At 36.8% G+C, this 23,030-nt stretch carries 26 protein-coding genes; 13 read left to right on the top strand and 13 right to left on the bottom strand.

Annotation, left to right across the window (positions count from 1 at the left end):
* The first annotated feature begins 103 nt into the window (after positions 1–103).
* Positions 104–955: a winged helix-turn-helix domain-containing protein gene (locus RBH95_RS09210; protein ID WP_307899295.1), complete on the top strand. Its 852-nt coding sequence runs from the start codon at positions 104–106 to the stop codon at positions 953–955.
* Between the two features lie 152 nt (positions 956–1,107).
* Positions 1,108–2,928 carry a prolipoprotein diacylglyceryl transferase gene (locus RBH95_RS09205; RefSeq protein WP_307899294.1) on the top strand — a complete coding sequence of 607 codons (1,821 nt, stop codon included), beginning with the start codon at positions 1,108–1,110 and terminating at the stop codon, positions 2,926–2,928.
* 46 nt (positions 2,929–2,974) lie between these two features.
* Here RBH95_RS09205 and RBH95_RS09200 read toward each other — a convergent pair whose 3' ends face one another.
* Positions 2,975–3,874, bottom strand: coding sequence for a DMT family transporter (locus RBH95_RS09200; RefSeq protein WP_307899293.1), 900 nt, complete (start codon positions 3,872–3,874; stop codon positions 2,975–2,977).
* Positions 3,875–4,085: 211 nt separating this feature from the next.
* Here RBH95_RS09200 and RBH95_RS09195 point away from each other — a divergent pair, with 211 nt between their 5' ends.
* Genes RBH95_RS09195 through RBH95_RS09185 form a run of 3 tightly spaced genes read left to right on the top strand, consistent with a single transcriptional unit; the run spans position 4,086 to position 7,741 of the window.
* Positions 4,086–5,777: a hypothetical protein gene (locus tag RBH95_RS09195; protein ID WP_307899292.1), complete on the top strand. Its 1,692-nt coding sequence runs from the start codon at positions 4,086–4,088 to the stop codon at positions 5,775–5,777.
* Positions 5,778–5,788: 11 nt separating this feature from the next.
* Positions 5,789–7,012 (top strand): radical SAM/SPASM domain-containing protein, encoded by a 1,224-nt coding sequence (locus RBH95_RS09190; RefSeq protein ID WP_307899291.1) that lies wholly within the window; start codon positions 5,789–5,791, stop codon positions 7,010–7,012.
* 12 nt (positions 7,013–7,024) lie between these two features.
* Positions 7,025–7,741: a sterol desaturase family protein gene (locus RBH95_RS09185; protein WP_307899290.1), complete on the top strand. Its 717-nt coding sequence runs from the start codon at positions 7,025–7,027 to the stop codon at positions 7,739–7,741.
* Between the two features lie 525 nt (positions 7,742–8,266).
* Here the strand turns inward: RBH95_RS09185 and RBH95_RS09180 are convergent.
* Positions 8,267–8,695, bottom strand: coding sequence for a hypothetical protein (locus RBH95_RS09180; protein ID WP_307899289.1), 429 nt, complete (start codon positions 8,693–8,695; stop codon positions 8,267–8,269).
* Positions 8,696–8,870: 175 nt separating this feature from the next.
* Here RBH95_RS09180 and RBH95_RS09175 point away from each other — a divergent pair, with 175 nt between their 5' ends.
* From RBH95_RS09175 to RBH95_RS09160, 4 genes are all read left to right on the top strand, one after another.
* The gene (locus RBH95_RS09175) at positions 8,871–9,695 is read left to right on the top strand and encodes an OmpA family protein (protein ID WP_307899288.1); all 825 of its coding nucleotides are present in this window, start codon (positions 8,871–8,873) and stop codon (positions 9,693–9,695) included.
* Between the two features lie 266 nt (positions 9,696–9,961).
* Positions 9,962–12,145 carry a T9SS type A sorting domain-containing protein gene (locus tag RBH95_RS09170; RefSeq protein ID WP_307899287.1) on the top strand — a complete coding sequence of 728 codons (2,184 nt, stop codon included), beginning with the start codon at positions 9,962–9,964 and terminating at the stop codon, positions 12,143–12,145.
* Between the two features lie 48 nt (positions 12,146–12,193).
* The gene (locus RBH95_RS09165; protein ID WP_307899286.1) at positions 12,194–12,484 is read left to right on the top strand and encodes a DUF3817 domain-containing protein; all 291 of its coding nucleotides are present in this window, start codon (positions 12,194–12,196) and stop codon (positions 12,482–12,484) included.
* Position 12,485: 1 nt separating this feature from the next.
* Entirely contained in the window at positions 12,486–13,736 is a 1,251-nt protein-coding gene (locus tag RBH95_RS09160) for a mechanosensitive ion channel family protein (RefSeq protein WP_307899285.1), read from the top strand.
* A 31-nt stretch (positions 13,737–13,767) separates the two neighbouring features.
* On the opposite strand, the gene RBH95_RS09155 is transcribed toward RBH95_RS09160, so the two are convergent.
* The 4 genes from RBH95_RS09155 to RBH95_RS09140 all read right to left on the bottom strand — a co-directional run bounded on the left by RBH95_RS09155 (position 13,768) and on the right by RBH95_RS09140 (position 16,303).
* A complete protein-coding gene (locus RBH95_RS09155) occupies positions 13,768–14,436 on the bottom strand; it encodes an OmpA family protein (protein WP_307899284.1) in 669 nt (222 codons plus the stop codon).
* Positions 14,437–14,449: 13 nt separating this feature from the next.
* Entirely contained in the window at positions 14,450–14,953 is a 504-nt protein-coding gene (locus tag RBH95_RS09150; RefSeq protein ID WP_307899283.1) for a lipocalin family protein, read from the bottom strand.
* A 61-nt stretch (positions 14,954–15,014) separates the two neighbouring features.
* Complete coding sequence (locus RBH95_RS09145) at positions 15,015–15,404, bottom strand: acyl-CoA thioesterase (RefSeq protein WP_307899282.1); 390 nt, start codon at positions 15,402–15,404, stop codon at positions 15,015–15,017.
* Between the two features lie 5 nt (positions 15,405–15,409).
* Positions 15,410–16,303 (bottom strand): DUF72 domain-containing protein, encoded by an 894-nt coding sequence (locus tag RBH95_RS09140; protein WP_307899281.1) that lies wholly within the window; start codon positions 16,301–16,303, stop codon positions 15,410–15,412.
* A 187-nt stretch (positions 16,304–16,490) separates the two neighbouring features.
* Between RBH95_RS09140 and RBH95_RS09135 the strand changes: the two genes are divergently transcribed.
* Both RBH95_RS09135 and RBH95_RS09130 read left to right on the top strand, forming a co-directional pair.
* Positions 16,491–16,892, top strand: coding sequence for a glyoxalase (locus RBH95_RS09135; protein ID WP_307899280.1), 402 nt, complete (start codon positions 16,491–16,493; stop codon positions 16,890–16,892).
* A 3-nt stretch (positions 16,893–16,895) separates the two neighbouring features.
* Complete coding sequence (locus tag RBH95_RS09130; protein WP_307899279.1) at positions 16,896–17,342, top strand: hypothetical protein; 447 nt, start codon at positions 16,896–16,898, stop codon at positions 17,340–17,342.
* Here the strand turns inward: RBH95_RS09130 and RBH95_RS09125 are convergent.
* Both RBH95_RS09125 and RBH95_RS09120 read right to left on the bottom strand, forming a co-directional pair.
* On the bottom strand, positions 17,339–18,016 hold the full coding sequence (locus tag RBH95_RS09125) for a DUF2461 domain-containing protein (protein WP_307899278.1): 678 nt from the start codon (positions 18,014–18,016) through the stop codon (positions 17,339–17,341). The genes RBH95_RS09130 and RBH95_RS09125 overlap by 4 nt on opposite strands.
* Before the next feature lie 83 nt (positions 18,017–18,099).
* Positions 18,100–18,270: a hypothetical protein gene (locus RBH95_RS09120; protein WP_307899277.1), complete on the bottom strand. Its 171-nt coding sequence runs from the start codon at positions 18,268–18,270 to the stop codon at positions 18,100–18,102.
* Between the two features lie 374 nt (positions 18,271–18,644).
* Between RBH95_RS09120 and RBH95_RS09115 the strand changes: the two genes are divergently transcribed.
* Both RBH95_RS09115 and RBH95_RS09110 read left to right on the top strand, forming a co-directional pair.
* Positions 18,645–18,869: a hypothetical protein gene (locus RBH95_RS09115; protein WP_307899276.1), complete on the top strand. Its 225-nt coding sequence runs from the start codon at positions 18,645–18,647 to the stop codon at positions 18,867–18,869.
* A 125-nt stretch (positions 18,870–18,994) separates the two neighbouring features.
* Positions 18,995–19,432: a hypothetical protein gene (locus RBH95_RS09110; protein ID WP_307899275.1), complete on the top strand. Its 438-nt coding sequence runs from the start codon at positions 18,995–18,997 to the stop codon at positions 19,430–19,432.
* A gap of 50 nt (positions 19,433–19,482) precedes the next feature.
* Here the strand turns inward: RBH95_RS09110 and RBH95_RS09105 are convergent, their stop codons facing one another.
* From RBH95_RS09105 to hisH, 5 genes are read right to left on the bottom strand one after another with little or no spacing between them, the layout of a single operon-like run.
* Positions 19,483–20,268: a tRNA pseudouridine(38-40) synthase TruA gene (locus RBH95_RS09105; protein ID WP_307899274.1), complete on the bottom strand. Its 786-nt coding sequence runs from the start codon at positions 20,266–20,268 to the stop codon at positions 19,483–19,485.
* 37 nt (positions 20,269–20,305) lie between these two features.
* Positions 20,306–20,902: a bifunctional phosphoribosyl-AMP cyclohydrolase/phosphoribosyl-ATP diphosphatase HisIE gene (gene hisIE / locus RBH95_RS09100; RefSeq protein ID WP_307899273.1), complete on the bottom strand. Its 597-nt coding sequence runs from the start codon at positions 20,900–20,902 to the stop codon at positions 20,306–20,308.
* A 38-nt stretch (positions 20,903–20,940) separates the two neighbouring features.
* Complete coding sequence (gene hisF / locus RBH95_RS09095; protein WP_307899272.1) at positions 20,941–21,696, bottom strand: imidazole glycerol phosphate synthase subunit HisF; 756 nt, start codon at positions 21,694–21,696, stop codon at positions 20,941–20,943.
* A 2-nt stretch (positions 21,697–21,698) separates the two neighbouring features.
* Positions 21,699–22,427 carry a 1-(5-phosphoribosyl)-5-[(5-phosphoribosylamino)methylideneamino]imidazole-4-carboxamide isomerase gene (hisA, locus tag RBH95_RS09090; protein WP_307899271.1) on the bottom strand — a complete coding sequence of 243 codons (729 nt, stop codon included), beginning with the start codon at positions 22,425–22,427 and terminating at the stop codon, positions 21,699–21,701.
* Between the two features lie 10 nt (positions 22,428–22,437).
* Positions 22,438–23,025 (bottom strand): imidazole glycerol phosphate synthase subunit HisH, encoded by a 588-nt coding sequence (gene hisH / locus RBH95_RS09085; protein ID WP_307899270.1) that lies wholly within the window; start codon positions 23,023–23,025, stop codon positions 22,438–22,440.
* Positions 23,026–23,030: the final 5 nt, after the last annotated feature.

Genomic DNA, 23,030 nt, shown 5'->3' with positions numbered 1-23,030 from the left:
CTATGGAGGACAGTTCTTAAAAGTGTCAAAAAAGTGTAAAAGAACTGTCAATACATGTAAAAAGTCCTAAAAATGTTGGTTATTTACAGTACTTATGATACCAATGATGATAAAACTCAATTATAAAGTGACATTGTTGCTACTCAGTCTACTTTTTGTAGCCTGTTCCGAATCTGTTGAAGAACATTCTCCTGAACGCATAAAAGTAGGCTTACGCGAGGCAGGACACCAATTGTTGTTGCAATCTGGCGATTCCAGTTCCCGAGTGCTTCCTGTGGTAGCTTTGGACGCTTCTACTTATGAACTCTCCTTTGAACAGGCTTTACAAATTGTACCCGATAGTTTGGTGGCCATTGTAGAGCGCAGTTTGGAACGTGCAGAACTTTCAGATCGTTATTTGGTAGAAGTACTGCAGTGTGAAGATGCAGAAGTAGCCTATAGCTATGAGATGTGGCTGGAGGGGGAGCAGGGAATCGTACCGTGTCAAGGTCGGGTGCTCCCTCAATCTTGTTATAGGATCCATGTGAAGTTTATAGAAGGAGAAAGGACGAACTCTAATTTGGTTTGGTTATGGCTACTTCCAGTAATTGTTTTAGGCGTTTTGGGTTGGTGGTTCTTCGGACGAAAACACTCAGTGGTTTCAGAGCCTGCCGCCACCAAGGAAGTGCCTTTGGGGCGTTTTATGTTTTATCCAGAACAGCACAAATTGGTAACGCCTGCCACCGAAATAAGCCTTTCCAAAAAGGAATGCGAACTGTTGGAGCTGTTTGTGGAGCGCCCTAACCAAGTGATTAGCCGTGATGAACTTAGCAAACGTGTTTGGGAAGACCATGGGGTGGTCGTGGGGCGCAGTTTGGATACCTATATTTCCAAACTTCGTAAGAAACTACAGGATGATGAACGGATTCAGCTTGTCAATATTCATGGGGTGGGATATAAATTGGAGACGATGTAACATCTTTTGATGCACTCATAATGGCTTTCTATTCTTATTTTTAGCTTCCTTTTTTGGCTAAAAATGCGTATATTTAATATAGTTTTTTTCCATGTTGATCTAATAGCTGACCCACTTACCGCACCATACCTATTTAATTAATTGTGTTTATCATGGAACATTTTGTAGGTAGTCCCCAGGTGCTTTTTCAGTTATGTTATTTTTTAGCATTCTTGCTCATTTTTTGTGTGGTGCTCTATAAAAGTATCAAACGAGGGTATCATTTAAGATCGGTCCTTTTAATGATGACGACGATTTCGTTGTTTACGGTTTTAGGCTCTCGGCTGTTTACCATTCCTTTGGAAGATTGGATCAGAGCTATCAATTCCCATTCCTCAAATTTTAATAATCGGTCGGCCATAGGAGGGCTGTTTTTCGGTTTTTTGGGACTGTTAGTGTCCCAACGAATTTTCGGATTTGGACGTTTTATATTGAATTTATATGCCTGGATTTGCCCCATAGCTTTAGGAATTATTAAGCTGGGATGTTTCTTTAATGGTTGTTGCTATGGTATTCCGTCCAATGGGATGTGGTCGGTTCAATATGCCAAGGGAACCCATGCCCATTTTAACCATTGGAGTGCGGGACAGATTGCTCCAGAAGCCTTGGCGTCTTTATCGGTGCATCCTGTGCAACTTTATGAGAGTGTCTTGTTGGTTTTGATAGGCTATCTTGTTTGGAAAACCCATAAAAAATGGCAAAAGCCCCTAAGTGCCTTGTTGTTTGGACTGTCCCTGTTTTTTATGATGCGTTTTGGGATTGAATTTTTTAGGGATCCTACTGGCTCTCAGTTCAGCACTTTGTATTATGCGGGCTTGCGAACCTATCAATGGAGTATGTTGGCTTATGGTATGATTGCCGGAAGCGTCTTATGGTTTTACGAACGTTACAAAGGTAGCGATTGGCTAGGGGGTCGGGAAAATTCGCCATTTCTGCACGCCGATTTTTTGTATATCGTATTCATTTCCGTTTGTCTATATAGTTTTAGGAACCTGTTTTCAACTTATGAACTTTTGGTAATTTGGGTGAAGTTTTTCCCTGCCATCGTACTTTCAGTTTATTATCTCTATACAGAAAACAGGTTAAAACCTTACAGAATGGCCATAAGTGTGCTGTTATTGATGCCTTTATTTGTTTTTGCCCAAACCATCCCAACCCATAAAACTGCTATTAAAACCTACCATCGAGTGGATGTAGGAGGCTCGTTTGGTGATTTTGCAAATACGGTTAGGTACAACCCGCAACAGGGGGAATGTGGTACCACCTACGACTCTGAGGATTACAGACAAACCTATCAGGTTGGAGGGCTTGGCTATTCCTATATAAAGGAAAAAAATAACAAAACGCTTAGGCTAGGCGCCAATGTTCATGGAGGCATGGTGAAAAGCACCAATTTGACAAACAATAACACAGAAAAGGATTTTGTCTTTGGACTAAACCCCTTTGTGACTTATGATGGCAAGTGGCTAGGAGGAGGGGTTGGCTTTCAATTGGGAAGTTTAAGAGTTAATAAACATCAATTTTATGATGCCACAAATATTGAAGATGCCCAAAAGGAATATGTGTTTTTGCCTGAGGTGCATGCTCGATTTGGTCCACGAAAATATGTGGATATTGATTATAATTACGGCTTTCTGTTTCCTTCTCCATACCCTACAATATACCATAGATCAAGTATAGGAAGTAGTTTTGGTTTAAGTCCCGATTATAGTTTACGATATGGGTATATTTGGAATTTGGAAACCAGCTATTTATCATTAGAAACCTTGATTACCAAAAATATGGGAGTACGCCTTATGTATATTTTTAAGGAACACTACAGGGAACACAATACTGGCCCTGGACTTTTGAATGATGAAGTTGGGGGTAAGTTTTTATTTTCGGTAAACTACCGTTTTGGTGAAAGTATCGGTCAAGCAAAGGCAAAGGATTGACCTGTCTGCACGACCCAAATGATTCAAAAGGAGTTTTTGATACTGTTTATGAATACAAAATCAGGAAGACCCCCGTCATGATGCCTATTAAAGGTACCAGTTTTTTACGCTTGTTTTTCTCTTTGAAGATGAGGCCTCCAACCACCACAGCAATGAGTATCTGGCTGCGCTTGATAGCAGACAATAACATGATGAGTGCTTCGGGATCTTGAAGAGCTTTGAAATAAAAATAATCGGCGGCCTGCAAGAGGACACCAACCCCAACAATAGACCATCTAAATTTAAAGGCTTGACGTTTTGAGGGGTAAGGAAACCATGTCAGGCCTAGGATGATGCTTAAAATGAGTAGGGTATAAAGGCAGAACCAAAATTGCAGGGTTTGCGGATTGAGCTCCAAACTTTGAATGAGGAATTTATCATACAATCCACTGCTGGCCCCTAAAAAAGTTGCGGCTATAATGGCAAAAATCCATTTGTTCCTTTTGAAATGAATCCCTTCCTTTTTTCCAATCCTGGAATAGAGCATCACCGAGAATATAATAAGGAAGAACCCCATCCATTGAAACATATTTGGGCTCTCTTTATAAATTACGATAGCCCCAATAAAGGTAAAAAATGGTCCTGCAGAACGTATGGGGGTTACAATGGTAATGGGTAAATGTTTTAAAGCCTGATAGGCCAAGACCCAAGAACTGGCCATGATGCTTGATTTGATAAAAATAAAACCATGGGTTTGCCAAGGAATTTCCTGAAAGTTAAAACCTTTGTTTAAGGCCGCTTCAGGATTTATAAGTGCCAGCACATAAAAGGCTGCTATAAAGATAAATCCACTAAATACCGTCCCAAAAAGTACAGGGTACACTTCATTCCCCTGTACGGCGTGTTTTTTACATAAGTTGTGTAAGCCCAAAAAGAGCGCCGCCAATAATCCTAAATACATCCACATGGCCGCGAAGATACTTCTTTAGTCGATGTTGTGGTTTGAAATTAGGTGAATTTATGAGGTATGACGAAATATCAAAATATTCTAAATTGTTTATCAATTAAAAAAAGTTTATCTTTAATATAATTCTCCATTTTATTAGATGGATGTTATTAGGTGTATTCTACTCCTCAAATCTCTGGCAAACAAGACTTCCTTGAATATTTTTTGTGTCATGAGTTTTTCAAGCAATTCAAAATTTAAGCCCTTACAAGTTTTTTCTAAGAACATCAAATTAAAGGTAAGCCTATCTGTTATCTTGACACTCTCATTTTTAAATCTCATTATTGGTTGTTCTTATTACAATGTTAGGGATGTAGCAACTACGTCAGAAACGATTTCGAGTAAAATAGCAGATTTTAGTGATTCGTATAACTATGTGGTTATTCATACCAAGGGACACATATGGCATTTGGATGAATTTGTGCTTAATGAAAACGAGAAAACAATATCTGGAATTTGTACCTCTTTGAACGAAGCCCATAAGTCATTAAAACCTAGAGAAAGTAAGCGAGTTCACCAATATACAAAAAAGCAAGAGCCTCTAAATGAACTTCATTTTTATATTAATTCTACCGAAGCTCCAAGATTTGGGAATGAGGTTACGTTTCCAATTTCAGAAATTACCTCCATCTCGATTAATGACGAAAATACGGGGCGTAAAGTTGCCAATATTATTGGTGGAACTGTTGGTGTAATTGCCCTAGTAGCCATAATTGTTGCGCTAACCAAAAGTTCCTGTCCGTTTATCTATATAAAGGACGGGAATGAGTATCAGTTTGCTGGAGAGTTGTATCCGGGAATCATTACACCAAATATGCAAAAGGATGATTATTTAGAATTACCGGATTTAGAAATAAGCAATAATAAATTAGATATAAAAGTTACTAACGAGCTGAAGGAAGTACAGCATACAGACTTTTTACAGCTAGTTGAAATAAGCCACCGTCCTGATATTTCTGTACTCATGGATCAGAATGGAAACCCCTACACATTTTCTTCAATTCAAGCTCCAAAAAAAGTTTTTGAGGATGGAGAGCAAATGGATCTAGAAGCTGTTTTAGCAAAGGACAGTCATGCTTTTCTTTTTAATCAAGACTTGACCAGCGATAACAGTGTGCGGCAAATAGACTTTCTTTTTGATAAACCTATACAGCCCACCACAGAAGCTAAGCTTTATTTAAGAGTCAAGAACTCCTTATGGTTAGACTATATATTTGGAAAATTTAATGAGCAATTTGGAACCTATTATCAAGAGTTTCAAAAACAGCAACAAAACACAACCAAAAAGCAAAGTACCGATTGGATAGAAGCGCAGCATATTCCTTTGTCGGTATATATAAAAACTAAAAAGGGATGGGAGTTGGTTGAACGGTTACATACTGTGGGGCCAATGGCGTATCGGGATCAGGCTATTTCTGTAGATTTAAGTGAGGTGAAAGGGGAGCAAGTGGCCATAAGGCTGGAAACAGGATTTATGTTTTGGGAGTTGGATTATGTAGGAATTGATTATTCTAAAAATGAAGAGTTAGACATCGCATATATTCTTCCTAGCCAAGCTATTGATGGTGAAGGCAAGAACGTTAGGGAGGCGCTTACTACAGCGGATAGAAACTATTTTACTCAACCTAATATAGGGGATGAAGTAACCGTAAGTTTTGAAATAGAACCTTTTTCAAATAGTTTAAAAAGAACCTATTTTCTTAAAAACAGGGGCTACTATAATTATATAAGACAATATAATGAAGAACCCAATTTTCGAAAGCTAAAACTGTTTAAGGAAGCAGGAGCCTTCACCGATTTTTCCAAATATGAATACGAGGCATTGATGAATTATGAGAAAGAATTAAGTGTTGTAGTTGAATAATAAAAGGACCTATGATCACTGAAATTAAAAACTACGCACAGTCTCAGGCCCAGCCAACAGAGGCTTCTAAAACCCAAACTTATAGGCATTCCATAATTTCAGGATGGCCAATGAAATTGGTGCATTTTAAACTGAAATTAACCCTCCTAAAGATAGCTGTGACATGCTATAAAAATCCTTTTGATTGGTTCCGGGCGCTGCGTTATTTGGTAGCACTAAGACGGCGTTTTTTGGGAAACTACAGATTACAAAAGATGGCTTATGTAAATGGAGAGTATTTTATGAGCTTGTATACTCCCGGATGGGATACTGATATTTATAAACAATTTATAGCCTCTCAACTGCATGATTTTAAACCCTTGGATAGAGGTTTTGCAAATAGGTTTAATACAGTCTTTTTGTCGATTACTAAAAAATGTGCATTGCAATGTGAGCATTGTTATGAATGGGAGCACTTGAATAAAAAGGACACTTTATCTGATGTGGACTTGATTAAAATTGTGGGGAAATTGCAAGAGCAGGGAGTAAGTCAAATTCAATTGTTGGGAGGGGAGCCCCTACTTCAAATGGAGACCATGATTAAGTTGTTGGCAGCTGCCAATACACAACGTACCAATTTTTGGATAGTCACCTCAGGCTTTAAACTCACAAATGTAAATGCAAAACGCTTGAAAAAGGCTGGGTTAAAAGGGGTCATTGTGAGTTTAGATCATCACAGGCCAGAAGCCCATAATGCATTCCGACATTTTAAAGATGCCTATTATTGGGTGGAACAAGCTTTGGCCAATGCCAAATCTGAAGGTCTGGTCACTGCTTTGTCGCTTTGCGCCACAAAAACATTCATTTCTGAAGCTAATTTATTGGAATATATGTTATTAGCAAAGGAGTTTGAGGTGTCTTTTGTTCAATTATTGGAGCCTAAAGCAGTTGGGCATTATGCGCAAAAAGAGGTAAGTCTTGACAAAGCGCATATTGCTATTTTGGAAGATTTCTTTTTGAAAATGAATTTTGGTCCAAATCACAAAGACATGCCCATTTTGAGCTATCATGGATATTACCAACGTAGACAAGGCTGTTTTAGTGCCGGACAGAAGGGAATGTATATTGATAGCGATGGTGATATGAATGCCTGCCCGTTTTGCCACAAGAAAACAGGTAAGGTGTTGGATGTAAATTATGAAAACCATTTAGAAATTTTAAAAGCTGAAGGGTGTCCCACATATCCTTCAACTTAAAGTGCCACTAATATGTTTTATGGGTTTTCACATACCGAGATTTGGATTATTGGAACTATTTTGTTCATCCTTCGTTATGTACTGATTGCAGGTGTCTTTTTTTATCTGTTTTATGTCTTGAAAAAAACGAGATTTTCTAAGTTTAAAATCCAAAAGCAATTTCCTCTGAAAACTCAAATTAAACGCGAACAGTTCTATTCATTGCTTACGTTTCTAATTTATGGATGTAGTCTTTGGCTTTTTGTGTTTTGGGTTGAAAAGGGATATACTCAGTCCTATAGTGATTTAAAAGAATTTGGATTGGTATACTTTGTTGTAAGTATTCTTATCATGGTCTTTATTCACGATACCTATTTTTATTGGACCCATAGATTAATTCATCATTCAAAATTTTTTAAGCATATTCATAAGGTACACCATGGTTTTACCAGTCCAACACCATGGGCGGCATTTGCCTTTCATCCATGGGAAGCTATAATCTCTTTGGGATTCATACCAATAATATTGTTTGTCATTCCTCATCATCAATGGGCTTTAGTAGTTTTTATTACATTTTTAACGCTTTATAATGTTGTGATTCATTTGGGGTATTCAATCCCTAAACTGAAACAATTTAAAATTCTGAATACTCCCGATGCCCACGATTTTCATCATCTTAAGTCTAAGATGAATTATGGCTTGTATTTTACTTTTTGGGATCGGCTTATGGGAACGTATTATGAAGGTTGAAATTTATAAATTAAGAAGCATAAGGCTTAAAACGCCAATCGCTGAGAATCGGGTATTTGAAAATTTCTGGACATTGGTATGGACTATTAAAAATATGAGGTGATTGATTTTTGGGATGGTTATCATGAAAATGACTGGGTATTTATAAAACAATCGAGCGCTTGGTAGCGGCTATTTTACATAACGGCAAATTATAGTTACAAATAGCTAACGTGAAGTTTATTGAGAATCGCGTATTTGAAAATTTATGAAGGATTGTGCGGAATATTCAAATTATACGAATATTAAAATGCGGAAAGTTTCATGACCCAAAACGGAATGATTGTTTAGAATCTATAACCATTGTGGGATATTTTACATAATAGAACATTATAGCTATCCAATGTAGTTTAAATTAATATTCCACAAATTGGCTTTTACATAATTACTATCGATTTTGTTACAGAATACATTTGTACTATAATTTATATTATGTAAAATAGAGTTTTTCCGAATTCCCCCATTACTTCAATATTACACGCTCTATTATTTATTTTCCTTAATACGTTTTATATACACATCCAATACCCTGTTGTAATGTTCAAGGTGTTGTTGGTATTGGTTTTCGGTAAGCAAGGGTTTTATTTTGGCATTCACCTTTACTTTGTCCTCTTCAATTTTGGATAAAATTTCCGCTTCGTTATAATGCTTATCTTTATCCGTTAAGCGGCCAAGATCATAAATATGATCATTTAAAATAGTTGCATACATATTTCGCGTACTTTCATCAAGTCCCAATTTATTGGTCTGCTCATAAAACCACATTTGGATATTGTCTCGTTCATCAGATGTAAAGACCTGAACTTTGTTATCCATACGCTCCTTTTCCTTAGGTGTTAAGGTTTCTTGCGCGGTGCCCAAAAAGATGCTTCCCAAGGCAAACACAGTAAATACAACGGTTTTATAAGCTCTCATAAAAATTTGTTTTGTGTATTAAATATAGTATAAAGTGTTCATATTGAGAAGAAAACATTTTAAAAATATTACCTTATAAGTTATTTTTATTAAATTCTGTAAGCTTTCATAATCTATACATCCACTTCATCCGTAGATATAAATAAGACATCGAAACATTAATTAAATAACTATTATGAGAAAATTTTCTATTGTAATACTTACAGCCATTGCATTGACCTCTTGTGTGTCCAAAAAGAAATATTTGGCACTTGAAAAAGATAACGGAGAGTTAAAAAGTGAATTGACAAAAACCAAGGTTGAAAACGAGGAATTGGAAGCGCAATTTGCCGCTATTCAAGCCCGTGTAGACCAATATAATGCTAGAATCAATTCCCTATCCGAAGAAAGTGATGCCAAAATGGTGTCTGTAGAAGGTGTGGTTATTTCAGAAGACCAAAAAGCACAAATGCGCGAAATGTTGAAGAACGTCCCTCCTGCCTATTTGGCCGATGCCAAAACCTTGAAGGACTCCATGAACGCCGCCATTTCCTATAATGTAAGAAGCAATGTTACCAATATTGATGAAACTGAAGATGTTAGCATGAATATTGAAGGAACTGTGGTAATGATTTCTATTGCAGATGAGCTATTGTTTAGATCTGGTAGCTTTAATATTAGCAATGATGCCGACCATATTTTGAAAAAATTGGCAGATGTAATCAATTCAGAACCAAGTGTTGAAGTAATGGTTGAAGGTCATACAGATTCTCAATCTATTAGCACGGTAAAAGTATCAGATAACTGGGAACTTAGTGTATTGCGTGCCGCTTCTGTAGTGAAAAAGTTACAGAATGAATTTGATGTAGCACCAGAAAAGCTTATTGCTGCCGGACGTAGTTTTTACCAACCTCTAACCGATAATGATACTGCAGAAAATAGAGCTATTAACAGAAGAACCCGAATTTTAATCCTTCCTAATTTGGATAAGTTCTTTGCATTGATATCGGCAGAAGAATAAACCTCAAATCTGAACGATACCTCTGTTATTTAATTAATCCTGTTTAAAAGACTACTTCCCTCAAAGTAGTCTTTTTTTTGTTAAACTACTAAAATAGACTACAACAACTTCTCTCCTGTTTTGTTTGTGATTTATTAAGAATAGACATGTAATTTTATTAATCAATTATGCTTTATTGTTAAAATGATGATATGTTTTTATAATTGGAAAACTTTGTTACATTTGAAACATCCAATTATTAATTAACTAACAACCTATCTTCATTTATGAGAAAAATTACGCTCTGTTTTTTATTGTTTTTGATTTCCTTACCAAACTGGTCGCAGCAATCTGTGGCACGTGAGTGGAATGAAGAACTCCTATCGGCAATCCGTATTGATTTGGCAAGACCAACCGTACATGCCAGGAACCTATTTCACTCTTCCATAATAATGTATGATGCCTGGGCTATTTTTGATGATGTGGCCGAAACCGTCTTTTTAGGGAAGACTTTTGGAGGGTATGAATGCCCTTTTGATGGGGTTTCTACTCCTACCGATGTGGCTGCTGCCAGACATGAAATCATTAGTTATGCCATGTTTCGCTTATTAAGTCATCGTTTTGAAAATGCACCAAACAGTAGTACTAGTGAAGCTGCTTTTTTAGCCCATTTCACGGATTTGGGGTATGATCCTGAATTTGTTTCAACCGATTATAGTGGAGGTTCTTATGCTGCTTTGGGTAATTATTTGGCAGAACAAATGATTGCCTTTGGACTCCAAGATGGATCCAATGAGGCAGATGGCTATTCAAGTGAATTTTACGCACCTGTTAATGATCCATTGATTTTGGATTTATATGAAGATAACAGTGGTATCAACCCTAACCATTGGCAACCTCTGGCTTTTGACGTGTATATTGACCAAAGTGGCAATGTTTTTCCTTTAACCACGCCAACTTTTGTAGGTCCAGAATGGGGTCAAGTAACACCTTTTGCCTTAAAAAGTGATGATTTAGACATTTTAAATGATGGTTTCGATTGTTATGTTTACAATGATCCGGGATCACCTTGGTACATCCAAGAATCCAATGAAGACGGAATCAACGACCCTTATAAATGGAGTTTTTCATTGGTAGCGTCATGGTCTTCTCATTTAGACCCTGCCGATGAAACTATGATTGATATTTCTCCGGCCAGTATTGGTAATTTTGACAGTGCCGACTTTCCCGAGACGTTAGCTGAATTTCAAGAATTCTATGATTTTATGGAAGGTGGTGATGCTAGCACCGGTCATGATTTAAATCCAGCCACTAACCTTCCCTACGAACCACAAATGGTAAAGCGTGCTGATTACGCAAGGGTTTTAGCCGAGTTTTGGGCAGATGGACCAGCCTCTGAAACACCTCCAGGACATTGGTTTACCATTTTAAATTATGTGAGCGACCATCCAGATTTAGAAAAGAAATTGGGTGGTGAAGGTGAAATTTTGGATGATTTGGAGTGGGATGTAAAAAGTTACTTGGCTTTAGGGGGTACCGTACACGACTGTGCCATAAATACATGGGGAATTAAAGGCTATTATGACTATATCAGACCGATCTCGGCCATTCGTTACATGGCCTCTAAGGGACAGAGTACTGATGCCTCTTTACCTAGTTATGATCCACATGGCTTACCTTTAATTGATGGGAGAATTGAATTGATAGAAGTTGGCGACCCATTGGCAGGAGATAATGATGAAAATGTTGGAAAAATAAAGGTTTATGCTTGGAAAGGTCCTGATTTTATTGAAAATCCAGATACTGATATTGCAGGTGTGGATTGGATTTTGGGAACCCATTGGTGGCCATACCAACGCCCTTCCTTTGTAACACCGCCTTTTGCAGGGTATTTATCCGGCCACTCTACCTTCTCTAGAGGGGCTGCCGAAACCATGACCTTGTTAACGGGTGATGAATTTTTCCCTGGAGGAATGGGGACTTTCGATCTTATTGAAAATGAGTTTTTGGTGTTTGAAGAAGGACCTTCACAAAACATGACGTTACAATGGGCTACCTATAGAGACGCTTCCGATCAAACAAGTTTATCGCGAATTTGGGGCGGTATCCACCCTCCTATCGATGATATTGGGGGGAGAATCATTGGGGAGCAATTGGGGCCAGAAGCTTTCGCCAAAGCACTTACCTATTTTAATGGTGAAGCGTTGTCAACAGATCCTGTAAGCGATGTTCCTAGCATTAAATTATTTCCAGTGCCGTTTCATGATCAGTTAACTGTACAGCATGGATATGCGGAAACATTGCAATTGAAATTGTTCAGTATGGATGGAAAACAAGTATTGTCCAGAACACTTCAGGCTCATGAAACAGCTACCCTGTCTTTGGAGCAATTGGCTACAGGCATGTATTTGGCCAAGTTTTATAATTCCCGAAACACACCTGTATTAGTTAAAAAAGTGGTAAAAAATTAGACCAATCCTAAAGCGTATGGTATTTTTGTGTTAACATAAAAGTACCATATGCTTTCACTTCAAACGACCTTTCGAATTATTGCCTTATTAGAAGGAATTTCTTATATTTTATTATTATTTATTGCTGTGCCTGTCAAGTATTTGGGCGATGATCCGCAGTATGTAAAACTATTGGGTATGCCTCATGGTCTATTGTTCATTGCATATATTATTTTAGCGGTAATCCTAGGTAGTAAATTACAGTGGAACAACAAAACCTTAATAAAGGTATTGATAGCTTCAATACTGCCCTTTGCAACTTTTGCGGTAGATAGAAAATTATTAAAACAACAAGCATAACGTGGAATCACTTTCGCATTATTTTTACGATTATTTTATTTCTTTAGATTTTTCCGAAACCACCGCGACCTATTTAAATATGGGAGTCATGTTGGTTATTTTGGCTATTATCATTCTTATTTCGGATGTAATTACCAAGAAAATCTTAATAAGCGCTTTTGAACGCTTTGCCCATAAGTCTAAAACCAATTTTGATGACCTTTTAATTTCCCATAAGGCTCCTCGAAATTTGGCTCATTTGGTGCCTTTTTTGATCACTTTAAATTTATTTCCTGTTGTTTTTATAGATTTTCCAAATTTTGAAGCTCCTGTAGAAGCTTTAATAAAGGTCTATGGTGTGCTCCTTTTTATATGGATTTTAAGGAGTGTTTTAAAGACCTTGGAGGCGTACTTTAAAACATTACCGAGACTTAAGGACAAACCTATAGATAGTTATATACAAGTAGTTATGCTATTTGTATGGGGAATTGGATTGATACTTTGCTTTGTTATCTTGACGAATATCTCTATTATTTCATTCTTGACCGGTTTGGGAGCGGCTTCAGCAGTATTACTCTTGATATTTAAGGATACCATATTGGGGTTTGTTGCCAGTATACAAGTAGCCGTAAACGATACCATAAGAATTGGAGATTGGGTAACTATTGAAAAATTTGGTGCAGATGGTACAGTTATCGAGATTAATCTGAATACGGTTCAGGTTCAAAATTTTGACAATACCATTACCAACATACCTACTTCTGCCCTTATTTCGGAATCGTTTAAGAATTGGCGTGGAATGAGCAATTCTGGCGGGCGACGTATTAAAAGATCTGTAATCATCAAGGTGTCTTCCGTAAAATATTTGGATTCTCAAAGTATTGAAGACCTTAAAAAAATTCAGCTGATTACCACTTATCTCAACACGCGCCAAAAAGATATCGACCAATACAATAATGCTCATAATATTGACAAGTCATTACTGATAAACGGTAGAAACTTGACCAATTTAGGAGTGTTTAGAAAGTATATACAGACTTATATTGAAAACCATTCGGCCATTAACAAAGATATGATGATCATGACGCGCCAATTAGAAGCAACGCCTCATGGTATTCCTTTAGAAATTTATGCCTTTTCAAGCGACAAACGCTGGGAAAATTATGAATATATCATTTCTGATATTTTTGACCATATGCTGGCAGCTGTCCCTTATTTTGGTCTAGAAGTATTTGAGGTAATAAATGGAAACCTAAACCTTAGCAAGAACTAAAGTTTAGGTTTCTTAATAATAATTTGGTGTATTAATTGGCCTTAGCCTTGGCTTCATCAATCATTTCCTGATTGGCAACGATTCCTATTTCTACGCGTCTATTTTTGATTCTTCCTTCCTCGGTTGAATTGTCAAAACGCGGTTTTGTTTCTCCATACCCTTCCACCGAAAAGCGTCCTCTAGACACACCTTTGGCAACGAGATAATCTACCACAGATTGTGCTCTCTTTTTAGACAGTGTCATATTGTAACCTTCATCTCCGGAGGAGTCTGTATGTCCTTCTACCAAAAGGTTTGTATCTGGAAACTCTATAAACACTTCTGAAAGGGCATCCAGATTGGTTTTGGCCTCAGGCGTTAAATCGGATTTATTGATGGTAAAGTTTACACCACTTCTGTCATCAAAAGATAAATGGATCCCCTCTCCTATACGTTCCACTTCAGCACCTGGAATTGCTTCCTCAATTTTTTTGGCTTGTTTATCCATAACATTACCAATGATTGCCCCTGAAGCGCCCCCTACAGCAGCTCCAATTAAGGCTCCTTTAAGGTCTCCTCCTATCAAGCCTCCCACCAAAGCACCGCCTGCAGCTCCTGCCACAGCTCCTCTTTGGGTTTTATTTGAGTTTTGAATGGCACTACAACTAATCATTAGTGCCGAAAGCATTATTGCAACAGTGTATTTTAATTGTATTTTCATAACGAATTGGTTTTTATAAGTTAATGGCGTCCGATACTTTAGCAAACTTCAATAAAACGTCAAAAGATTTTCCTTCATAGGTTGATGGTACCCGAAGCACCATATTGGAAGCGCTTAAGCTCTCAATTTTAGAGCGATACCCTGTTTTGGATTTATCCAACGGTCGGTTTTTGTCATCTGCATACTTAAATTGAAAATAGCGAGCTCCTTCGGTTTCGTAAAAGGACCAAATCATACGGCTGTTCGCTACTTGGCAAGTGGAGTTACTAGCGTTAGTAGTAAAGCGTCCCGTATTGTTATTGGGTATAAAAACCCACTCACTACCGCGAAGACATGCAGAATCAGTATTGTCGAACATATAGGCTTTGTACAAGCCTTCTTCACCAATAAAATCAATATCTTCAACAGTCCACGTCCCTTTTAGGGTTCGTTCGTTGGTTTTATCGGCCGTAGACGATGACGAGCCACAACTTAAAAAAAATAGGCACCCCAAGAGTGCAAAGGTCAATGCTTTCATAATTAATGGTTTAAGTTGCTTAAAGATACAAAAAAATGATAAGCAGTTGACCTTAAGGAGATTAGTTTTGCAAACGATCCTTTACAAATTCAATTTCCGTTTTACCATGTGGTTTTGGTTTGCCATCTGGCCCCAGATTTACCATTACGATATTGTCTACTGTCAGGATTGTTTCACGAGTCATTTTATTTCTAGCTTCGCATTTCAATGTTAAAGAGCTCTTACCAAATTTAACTACTTCTATTCCTATTTCAATAATATCTCCTTCTTTGGCAGAACTGGTAAAATTGATTTCTGATATGTATTTGGTAACCACTTTAGAATTCTCCAGTTGGATAACCGTATACAGTGCTACTTCTTCATCGATCCAAGCCAATAATTGCCCTCCAAAAAGGGTTCCGTTAGGATTAAGGTCTTCGGGTTTTACCCATTTTCTAGTATGAAATCTCATATGTTTTATAATAAAGTTTGTTGAATATTGTTGTCTTTGTTTGGTACTCTTAAGTCACAATCTAGTGTCGAGTTCAATTTTCCGATAAAATAAGCTGATAATAATGGAGACTCCTTTTCAATATTTTGATGTACAAAAAAGTCTATTTCCTTAATACCTAGATCTTGCCATGTTTTTAACCTAGCTACCCAATCTTCTAATCGGTTATAATCTGTTGGATGATTAGCTCCTACGTAGCGCACAAAAGCTTTAGGAGTTGTTAAGCGCATATGCATTAAATCTCTTCTACCAGCCGTATCCACAAGAACATTGGTAATGTTGTTGCTTTCCAATAAGTCATATAACTGATTGGATACCGCTGGGTCATTATACCAATCGGTATGCCTGAATTCTATGGCAAGAGGTATTTCCTTTGGCCAGTTTTCAACAAAATTGATAACCCGATTAAAATCCTTGGGTCCAAAATTGTTGTGCATTTGCAAAAAAATGGTTCCTAGTTTTTCTTTTAGGTTTGCTGCGTTGTAGAGATAATCCTCTACAACGGTTTGTACGTCATTCAGGCGCTTCCAATGACTGATTTCTTGGTTTAACTTAGGGAAGAATTTAAAGCCTTCCGGTGTTTTATCATACCAGGTGGCAAATTGCTCGCCTGGAAATATTCGATAAAAGGTAGCGTTGAGTTCTATGGCATTGAATTGTCTGGAATAATAGGCCAATTCATCTTTGGTTCCTCGAGGGTAAAATCCTTTGAGGTCAGTTTTGTTCCATTTGGCACACCCCACATAGATTTCCGGTACATTGTCATCTTTCACTTTACTTAAAACACGAAGGGTATCGATATGGTCTTCTGGAATGGTAAAATCAATATCTTCAGGATTGCTAACGCTTCCAAACTTCATAAAAATTAGATTTCAGTAGTGTATTTCAAAGATACGGCATTAAAAAAATTTGTCCTATGCAAAGCATATTTAAAAGCATAATGAAAGTATATAAAAAGTCAATGTTGTTGATAAACTCGTTAACAACAATTAATTAGGCATCCAAATAGCCCTTTGATAATTTATAACTTTAAGAAAAACAAAAGCCATGTCACGATCTTTAGACTTGTTACAGATTCGTCCTGTAATCGCCTCCGCTTTAATTTATGACACCATGACTCGCGATGAGCGCTTCCAAAATGAAACCTTAAGGCCTATCATTAAGCTTCAGGGAGAATTGTTTGTTGCCGTGTTTAAAAATTATGTAGATAAACATAAAAATGTTTTTTATGAATTATCTTTGACAAAGCAACTGGACTACATCGAAAATGCCATCCATAAGGATATGAAGTTTCGCAACTCCTTAAAAGGTATGGTCATTGGACAGTTTACCGTTGAAGAGTATCAAATCTACATCCAAAATTCTTCAGCTTTAAACAAGCGTATGATGGGGCTAGTTAAGGACCGATTAATTGATTACATACAGCTATTGGAGCCCAAAGTGGCTTGATTTATGAATTTAAAACACGAACTGTTATCGGCATGTTTGGAACATGTCAACAAGCGCATTGTTAGTTACAAAAATGAAATAGAACTAATAAAAGAGGCCATAGAATCCTATGATAAAAGTGGTGACGAAGATGACGATTCCGGAAGTGGAAAGTTGTTTGATGATTTGGAAAAGAATGGCCAACATTTAGCTGATGCGTCCAAAGCATTAGATACCCTTAAATTAATTAACCCCAATTTAAAACATGACAGTGCAGTATTGGGAAGTTTAGTAACTACCAACAGTGCTACGTTTTATTTAGCCGTTAGTATTGGTAAAATAGAACTAAACAGTAAACCCTATTTGGTTATATCCTTAAATTCTCCAATAGGAATGCTGTTAAAAAACAAAACAATAGGTGACGCTATTACCTTTAACAGTACAACGTACACCATTAAAGGGATTGGTTAGATTATTGACTCTCCATTAAGATTTGTAGTAAGTACTTCGCTCATATAGTCAAAATATGGGCGAACTGCTTGAAAGGCTATATTGACATTCTCTAAAAAGTCTTTGGAAAGGACCTCCTTATCTGTGAAAGTTTTAGTAAAGATGTACTGTTTTTTTCTAATAAGATCTATTGCAGGGTCTTCCTTATTGAAGTCGCGTGGCGCACTTTTCAGTTCATCCCCTTGGAGTTCGCCCCAAACAGATTTAAATTTAGGTTCGGAAATGATGTTGCGCATCATACTGGCATCCATTTCAAATTCCCTACGCATACGGAGCAAATCCTCCTTGTTAGGTTCCCAAAATCCAGTTGCAATAAAGGATTCATTATTAGGAGCTAGGTGCAGATAATAGCCTCCGCGAAGCTCTGGTTTTGTTCGGCGAAAGCTTCCTCCAAAATGGGTTTTGTATGGCGCTTTATTTTTAGAAAATCTTACATCACGATAAATTCTGAACAATTTTAAATGATCCACATCATCATGGGTTTTGAGTAACTCAAATAGGGTATTGTAAGCTGACTTTACGTCCTTTTCAATTGTTTTAAATTCCTTTTTGTGCTCATTAAACCATTCTCTTTCATTATTTTGCTTTAACCGTTTTAAAAAATCGAATACCTCAGGTGAAAATGATGATGTCATGTCCTTTTTAGATTTTGAAGGATTAAAAATACAAAAAAGTCCTGTTTGCAACAGGACTTTAAGCAGATCTTATAAGATTAGGTTTAATTATCGTCTAAAGCATCTTCTACATCATCGGCTGCGTCTTCTATAGCATCACCTGCATCGTCAATGGCATCTTCAATTTTTTCTCCAGTAGATTTCTTTTCCCTACAACTTGTAAAACTTACAGACAAGGAAAACAATAAAACAATTGCCAAAATTACTTTTTTCATAATACTCAATTTAAAGGTTAGAAAATGTGGTTTTAGGTCTAAGCCTACCTTTTAAAGGTACAATAATTGTAACATTTAATATTTGTTTGTTAGAAACTCTTTGATATTTAAATGAAATTATCGGTTGGTCATGTTCATGACAAGGTGTTTACGGACTTGAAAAACCTACTATTTATATTATATAGAAATTATAAGAATAATTATACAGGATTACAAGTTGAATTAACACTTTACTTGGTTTTCCATCAATTTTATTAAGCTTATCTTTTACTTTTAATAATAAAAAGCAACCCCTTAAGTAACAATATATTACATTTCACTTGTTTATTGTAAAAAATTTTTTTAAACTGCAATTAAATTATTAACATCGAAATATGGGCAGACCAGCAACAAAGCCAGCAAAACTCAAGGATGGGTTTTATTTAGAGATAAGAAACAAAGGTGCTAAAGATGGAATCAAGCTTTATAGAGATACAAAGGCCAAAATGTTAAGGACCATTAAGGAGTACGAGCGTGCCAAGGATATTATCATTTTAGGAGAATCCAAAAACGGAAAATGGGTAAATAAAGAGCCTATTTTTCACGTTGCCGAAGACTAACATTTTCTTTGACATTTTTAGATATAAAAGTTATAGGTTAATAATAATTTCATAAATTGCTGTAGCAGTTTTCTTAAAATATGTGATCAGCAAAGAATATTAACCAATTAATCTATAATAATTTTATGAGCACAACTTTTAAAACAAAGCCACCAGTTTGGTTTTGGATTGTAAGTGTTGTTGCATTGGTTTGGAATGCTATGGGTGTTATGCAATACTTAGGGCAAACCTATCAAACAGAGAGTTTTAAATCTCAATATACCAATGAGCAACTTGAAATTATCTCCAATACACCCGCTTGGGCCATTGCAGCATTTGCAATTGCTGTTTTTGGAGGTATGTTAGCCAGTATTGCCTTAGTTTTAAGAAAAAAGGCGGCTTATCCCTTATTTGTTATTTCACTGGCAGGCGTGGTAATACAAATGATTCACAATCTGTTTGTAGTTAATTCTGTAGACATTTATGGTCCTTTTGCAGTAATCATGACAGGGATGATTATTGTTTTCTCTCTTTTATTTTTGTGGTTTACCAAAAAAGCTATTGCAAACCACTGGATTTCTTAAGCTATCGTTACAACATTTCACATAGAGGTATCAGTTTCTGGTACCTTTTTTTAGTCTTGGAATTCAATAGAATTTAAAATCAACCCAGAAGGAGGTGCTATAAAATTTATTTTATGCGTATTTCCAGGCAATAGGGATTCCTCAATAAAGTTTACTGTAATATCTCCTTTACCCAGTTGAATCAATGCTCCCATCATCATTCTGACCTGATTTCTTCCAAACCCCTGTCCCTTAACTTTAAAGGCATACGTTTTCTCAGGAAAAAAATTAGCGGTAAACATGGTGTTCTCAATAATTTCACTCTGTATAATGGTTCGGTCATATACACCATTTTCAGACGCTTTATAACAATAGGTTTTGAAATTATGAGTGCCCTGAAACATTTTGGCGCCTTGCTTCATGAGTTCTATATCCAAAGGATCAAGAATTGTAGACAGAATTGGAGCGCAAAATGGATGGCACTTTTGACCATGTGTAAAAAGATACAGGTACTCTTTCACCTTAGAATGTTGAATCACATTGAAATTTCCGTCTACTTTTTGAATGGACAGAGCTCTAATGTCCTGTGGTAAATTGTAGTTGAACCATTCTAAAAATTCGGTTTCATTTTCAATTTCATGGTACAGAAATAGTTCAAATGCCGCTTCATTGGCTGATACCATAGCATCCGTTCTTCCTGCTGCTAAGGTTTTGAACCGCTTACCTTCCAAAATGTATTTAAAGGTGCGGTCTATCATTAAATGAAGGGTTTTTAAATTAGGCTGTTTTTGCCAACCATGAAAGCGATAGCCTAGATATTGTATCTTAAAAACGTAGTAAAACCTTTTTTCAAACATGTGGGCAAGTACGTTATTTTTAAGGCTAACACAAAATTTAATGACGCTCTTTTAAAACAGTAACGACATCTTTTAAGGTGTAGCCCTTAGCTTGTAAAAGAATTAAATAATGAAACAATAAATCAGCACTTTCGTTTAAAAAAAGATTGTTATTATCATCTTTGGCTTCAATAACCACTTCTACTGCTTCCTCCCCTACTTTTTGTGCAATTTTATTAATGCCTTTATCAAATAATGAAGCTACATAGGAACCTTCTGGTTTAAAGTTTTCCTTTCTATCCTTAATAATGTCCTCCAGAGTGGTCAAAAATCCAAAATTAGGATGGTTGGACAGTCCCCAACAGGTATCCGTTCCTGTATGACAGGTCGGACCTAATGGCTGAGCTTGAATCAAGAGTGTGTCAGCATCGCAATCTAATTTTATATCGACAAATTTCAAAACATTGCCGCTTTCTTCTCCCTTAGTCCATAAACGCTGCTTGCTTCTGCTGTAAAAAGTAACTAATCCTGAAGTTTGTGTTTTCTGTACAGCTTCGGCATTCATATATCCCAACATGAGGACATTTTTTGTTTCTGCATCCTGAATTATGGCTGGTACCAAGCCATTTTCATCTTTATCAAAGTTAATTTGCATTCCTTTTTATATTTAATAATTAAGTATAGAAAAGCCCTTTATAGCCTAACAGTTATACCGTTTTTCTTTAAATTCTGTTTAAGTGTTTTAATGTCAATTTCACCGTAATGAAAAACACTTGCCGCCAAAGCAGCATCGGCTTTTCCTTTGATGAACGCATCTGAAAAATGTTCCATAGTCCCTGCACCTCCAGAAGCAATAATGGGAATATGTAGCTCATTGGATAATTTAGCCAATGCGTCATTGGCAAAACCATTTTTAGTGCCATCGTGATTCATTGAGGTAAAAAGAATTTCACCTGCTCCCCTTTCTTGGGCCTCTTTGGCCCACTCAAATAAATCTAATTGTGTTGGAATGCTTCCTCCTGCTAGATGAACCTTCCAATTGCCGTCTATTTGCTTAGCGTCTATAGCCACTACTATACATTGACATCCAAATTTTGCGGATAGTTCATTGATTAATTCCGGCCTTTTAACTGCCGATGAATTGATGGACACCTTATCTGCCCCACATTTTAATAGCGCGTCCACATCTTGAACAGAACTAATGCCTCCTCCAACAGTAAAAGGGATATTGACATGTTCGGCTACGTGCAGCACCAAATCTAATGTGGTATTTCTTGCTTCTTGGGTTGCCGAAATGTCCAGAAACACCAGTTCATCGGCGCCTTTTTGGGCGTATTGCTGAGCTAATTCCACTGGATCTCCAGCGTCTATTAAGTTCACAAAATTAACGCCCTTGACGGTCCGTCCATTTTTAATATCCAAACAAGGAATAATTCGTTTTGTAAACATATTTAGCGAACTCTTTTTTCTAAATCGGTTAATTGAATTTTTCCTTCATAAATAGCCTTTCCTATGATGGCACCATCACACCCAATTTCCTCTAAGCGATCCATATCCTCTAAGCTACTAATACCTCCAGAGGCAATTAGTTTTATGGGGCCAGGTGTCCTACATTCTGCCAAAATTTCATTATAGAGTCCTATAGAAGGGCCTTCCAACATTCCATCTTTACTGATGTCTGTACAAATTACAGATTGTATACCTTTATCTTGATACGACTTGATGAAAGGTAGGACATCAAGATTGCTTTGTTCCTGCCAACCTATAGTTGCTATTTTTTCATCTTTACAATCTGCCCCTAAAATAATCCTGTCATTTCCATACTTACTAAGCCATTGCTCAAACATTTCAGGATTTTTTACAGCAATGCTTCCTCCTGTAATTTGTGATGCGCCAGAATTAAAAGCAATGTGTAAATCTTCATGAGATTTAAGACCTCCTCCAAAATCGATTTTTAAGTTGGTTTTAGAAGCTATTTGTTCCAATATTTTATAGTTGACAATATGTTGGCTTTTAGCTCCATCTAAATCTACCAAGTGTAAATATTGTATTCCTGAACCTTCAAAGCTTTTGGCTACTTCCAAAGGATCTTCGTTGTAAACTTTTTTGGTGTTATAATCACCTTTGGTAAGTCGGACACATTTTCCCTCAATAATATCTATAGCTGGTATTATTCTCATTTTGTTGTATTTAAAGTTCTAAAAAATTAGATAATAATTTACTGCCTATTTCGCCGCTTTTTTCCGGGTGAAACTGTACTCCATAAAAGTTTTTATGCTGAAGTGCGGAAGCATATGTTAAGCCGTATGTTGTGGTTGCTATGCTTTCCATGCACGTTTCTGCGTAATAGCTATGTACCAAATACATAAATGACTGTTCAGATATGCCTTTAAACAAAGGAGACCTTAAATTTTCGATAGTATTCCAACCTATTTGAGGAACTTTGATATGGCCTTGGGTTGAAAAACGTTTTACTTTGGTTTGAAAGATTCCCAATCCGTTTGTATGGCCTTCCTCTGTATGAGTACACAACAACTGCATGCCTAGACAAATGCCTAAAACGGGCTGTTGAAGCTTTGGGATGACCCTATCCAATTTATGGTTTACCAACATGTTCATAGCAGAACTGGCCTCACCTACTCCAGGAAAAATTATTTTATCGGCTGCCAAAATAGTATCGATGTTAGATGACAATGTCGTTGCTATACCAAGTCGGTCGAAAGCAAATTGAATACTTTTAATATTGCCCGCCCCATAATCAATGATCACTATTTTCATGTTTT

Source organism: Mangrovimonas sp. YM274, assembly GCF_030908385.1.
In the GTDB taxonomy this organism is placed as follows: domain Bacteria; phylum Bacteroidota; class Bacteroidia; order Flavobacteriales; family Flavobacteriaceae; genus Mangrovimonas_A.
This window is presented reverse-complemented; position numbering and strand designations above follow the sequence as displayed.